The organism is Roseibium sp. RKSG952 (assembly GCF_009711355.1).
The window spans coordinates 1-825 of the sequence record NZ_SMMF01000398.1; the positions used below are offsets into that span (position 1 = coordinate 1).

The window sequence follows — 825 nt, forward strand, 5'->3', positions numbered from 1 at the left end:
CTTGCGCGGGAGCGCCTTGTATCCCGGACCCAAAGGACTCGGTTTTACGACGCAGCTCGATATAACTAACAAATCACCTCGACCCGATCACGTCAGGGCCGAGGACCGACCTCGAGTATCAGGTCCTCCTTGAGCACCTGAATGCGCTCTGGCAACCAGGCCACCAGATGGCGCTCGCCCCCCAGCCCGACCGTTCTGATCAGCCCGTCCTTACCCGTCGTCTTGACCACGAGCGCCAGAAAATCCGCCTCGGCGCCGCGCCAGAAGTCGTTGGAGAGCGCATTCATCATGTCGACGATGTCACCCTCTCCATCCTCGGGCATCATCTGCTCGTAGCTCGAGACCGCCCTCGACAGAACGACACCGTAACCTTCGGAGTCGATTTCACCCCAGTTCATGAGAGTGTCCCGATACTCCGGAGCTCCCATGATAAGGATGCCTATCTGCTCGCGCGTCATTCTATGACACGGATCCATGGGGTTCTCGACACCGGGATCGACCGTCAGAATGCGGCCAGAGCCGGCCGTGTACTGTTCCGCCGTCTCCAGGCTGTCCGTGAAATAAAATCCGCTGCCGATCTGATCATTTCCGATCCCGATATACGCCGGGTCGAAATCCTCGAAGTCATGCGTAGTGCCGTGAAACCAATGCATCTTTTACATCCACTAAAATGTTCAACACTCGCTCACTAAATGATGCCGAACGGAATTAAACAAGTCATGACAACCAGAGGGCGCAGGATGTTTTTGCCAGGCTTTCTCGCGTCAAACCCGAGGGATCATTCCTGCTTCAGGAAATTAACGTCTTCCCCGCCCTGAAGGACGG

The 825-nt window shown here is 56.4% G+C and carries 1 protein-coding gene; it reads right to left on the bottom strand.

The window, feature by feature from the left end; translation table 11 throughout:
• Positions 1-92: 92 nt before the first annotated feature.
• Positions 93-653: a hypothetical protein gene (locus E1297_RS01220; RefSeq protein ID WP_155132873.1), complete on the bottom strand. Its 561-nt coding sequence runs from the start codon at positions 651-653 to the stop codon at positions 93-95.
• Between the last annotated feature and the right edge of the window lie 172 nt (positions 654-825).

Coding starts and splice junctions, on each gene's coding strand:
- E1297_RS01220 (WP_155132873.1), bottom strand. CDS start 653: ATGCATTGGTTTCACGGCACTACGCATGACTTCGAGGATTTCGACCCG.